Source organism: Mycobacterium sp. 1245852.3, assembly GCF_001669335.1.
Classification (GTDB): Bacteria; Actinomycetota; Actinomycetes; order Mycobacteriales; family Mycobacteriaceae; genus Mycobacterium; species Mycobacterium europaeum_A.
Map to the genome: position 1 here is coordinate 1 of NZ_LZLL01000100.1, position 2,833 is coordinate 2,833.

Sequence of the window (2,833 nt, forward strand, 5' to 3'; positions counted from 1 at the left end):
TGACTCGACGAAATCGACCATTTCGGGAGCGACGGCCATACTCACGTCATGCCCGCGGCGAACCAATTCACGGCCGATCGTTAGGTACGGCTCGACCTCGCCACGCGTTCCCCAATTTGCCAGCACAAACTTCATCGCGGTCATGACTGTTCGATTCCCTGGCGCATCGTCGGATTGCAAGCGGCGGCCCACGCCCTCGGCCCAGACGACCGCAGCATAACCGGACACCCAGTGCTAGTTCAGCGAGTTGCGCTGACTCACGGAACCCGTTGGCAATGTGGGCGGCGGACGCCGAAACCTGCCGTCGCCGCGGAGCCATGTCTAGGCTCTGGCTCTACCGGAGATGTGGGCACCGGGGCTGTGGCCGGCCGTGGGTACGTCGACCCGCGTCGTCGGCATTTGGCTCGGTTCGGGAACGATACGTCGCCGGGCGGCGCGACAACCGAAAGTTTGAGATCCGCAATGAGATTTGTGTTGGCGAGCTACGGGACTCGAGGCGATATCGAGCCGTCGGTTGTAGTCGGCCGTGAGCTGCAGCGCCGAGGGCACGACGTGTGCATCGCGGTCCCGCCCGACCTGGTTGACTTCGCGGAATCGGCCGGGCTTACCGCGGTGCCCTACGGAGCGGAGACACGGGTATGGCTGGACGTGTTCCGCAACTTTTTTACCTCCGTGTTCAGCACGTTCTGGAGAATGCGTGACCTATCGGAGTGGGGACGCGAGCTGTGGAAAGTCAGCACTGGGGCCTGGGTGCAGATGAACGAGACACTGACGTCACTGGCGGACGGAGCCGACCTCCTGCTTACCGGCATGAACTATGAAGACACGGCCGCGAACGTCGCGGAGTACTGCGGCATTCCGCTCGCCACGTTGCATCACTTCCCGTGGCGGCCCAACGGCAGGCTCGTGCCCTTCCTGCCGGCACCGGTGGGCCGAGTCGGCATGAGCTTCTACGACTGGTTGTTGTGGCGTGGATCGAAGTCGGCCGATGACGCGCAGCGGCGCGAACTCGGATTGCCCAAGACAGCAAGTCCTTGGACGCGACGAATCGCCGAACACGGATCGCTGGAAATTCAGGCTTACGACGACGCCTGCTACCCAGGGCTTGCCGCCGAATGGGCGAAATGGAACGGCCAGCGCCCCTTCGTCGGTGCGCTGACTTTGGAATTGCCCACGCCGGCCGATGACGACGTCCTGTCGTGGATCGCCTCGGGAACGCCGCCGATTTGCTTCGGGTTTGGCAGCGCGGCGGTCGAATCCGCTGCCGACACCCTCGACATGATCGCTGCGGCCTGCTCGGAGTTGGGCGAGCGCGCGTTGATTTCGGCAGCGGGGACCGACTTCACGAACGTCTCGCACTTCGACCACGTCAAGGTTGTGGACGCGATGAACTACGCCACGGTCCTTCCCGCATGCCGAGCCTTCGTTCACCACGGCGGAGCGGGCACTACGAACGCGGCGCTGCGCGCCGGGCTTCCCGCGTTAATTCTGTGGACGCTGCCCGACCAGGCTATTTGGGCGGCGCGGGTCAAGCGGCTGAAGTTGGGCAGGGGACGACGCTTTTCGACGACGACGCAGGACTCGCTGGTCTCGGATCTGCGCACCATTCTGGCATCGCAATACCTCACGCAAGCCCGCGAATTCGCCACCAGGATGACCAGAGCTGTGGACAGCGCCGCGACCGCGGTCGATCTTGTCGAAAACTTCGCCCGCTTCAAGCGTGTTGGCTGAACGCGGGTTCTCGGGTCATGCGTGTTGTAGGCGGCTATCCGCGACCAGGCCGGCGTTTGCCAGCGCTACGAAGCAAGGAATTCGTCGAGATACGCCGGGGGCCTCAGATTCAACAAGCGGTTCCGGTCGGCGGCAAGATCTGCGTATTCGAGCGCGTCGACTTGCGCTGCCGAGTAGGGCAGTAGCGAGTCCGAAGTTCCCTTTCGCACGACGCCAACCCCGAAATCACAATTGAGCACCGCGATGCGCAGATCCTCACGGGTGCTGCGCAACTCGACGATCGCCTTCCAGACGTCACCGCTCCACAGGGCGGCCAAGGTGCCCGATGTGGTAAGTCCCCAGGAAATGTCCCGCCAGCGATGCCGAGCGCGAAAGTCGGCGTAAGACCCCGCAGGGCAGGCGATCGAGGCGCGAGTCGGGTTGCAGTCGTGTACGAAGATGACCCCATCGTCGCGCAGGTAGCGCAGCGTGTTGTCGATGTCGCGCACGACCTGCCGGTGGGTGTGGAGTCCATCGATCAGAGCGACGTCGATACCCCGCTGTTCGAGGAATGCCGATTCGCTCGCGAAAAAGGCGTCGCTGCCGGTGTCGAAATAGTATGTGGCCGCTGCCTTTGCGGCGGCGCGCTTGCGCGTCCGCGCCGAGAGCATCAGGGCTGGGTCGACTGCGATCTTCTCTTCGGCCTCGACGTGTCGGAACGCTTTTCCGGTTGACACGCCGATTTCGAGATAGACGCGTTGCCGCCGCCCGTCCAGCGCGCGCTGTACAGCGTTGATGCGGTTCATGTGAACCCCCTTCGTGGCTGCATCAGTCCGTCCGACGATCGGAGCAACCGCTCGTCGGGCGCCAGTGTCGGCCCAGTGTCGCCCGCGCTGGGGGCTTCTTGACCAGATTCTCGAGGCTAAGCTAACCAGCCGCTCCGAAGTCGCCATTAGTGACTATTGGTGGTCCTTCAGCCAATGGCCAGCATGCACCCGAGAATCGGATCGTGGCCGATGTCGGCCGGTACCATTGGCCTGGCCTGGCGCGCGACGGCTGAAAGGCTCGTTTTTGCAATGAAGTTCGTGGTGGCGAGCTACGGAACTCGTGGTGATATCGAGCC

Annotated in this window: 3 protein-coding genes; 1 reads left to right on the forward strand and 2 read right to left on the reverse strand. The window is 63.5% G+C overall.

The genetic code is table 11. The features are described 5' to 3' along the window. Positions 1 to 135 (reverse strand): glycosyltransferase (locus A9W96_RS31165; protein WP_197499385.1); only part of this gene is annotated, 135 nt, incomplete at its 3' end. Between the two features lie 327 nt (positions 136 to 462). On the opposite strand from A9W96_RS31165, the gene A9W96_RS04375 reads away from it, so the two are divergent. After that, on the forward strand, positions 463 to 1,731 hold the full coding sequence (locus A9W96_RS04375; RefSeq protein WP_067138087.1) for a glycosyltransferase: 1,269 nt from the start codon (positions 463 to 465) through the stop codon (positions 1,729 to 1,731). Positions 1,732 to 1,796: 65 nt separating this feature from the next. Here the strand turns inward: A9W96_RS04375 and A9W96_RS04380 are convergent, their stop codons facing one another. Next, positions 1,797 to 2,516: a class I SAM-dependent methyltransferase gene (locus tag A9W96_RS04380; RefSeq protein WP_067138089.1), complete on the reverse strand. Its 720-nt coding sequence runs from the start codon at positions 2,514 to 2,516 to the stop codon at positions 1,797 to 1,799. Positions 2,517 to 2,833 lie beyond the last annotated feature (317 nt).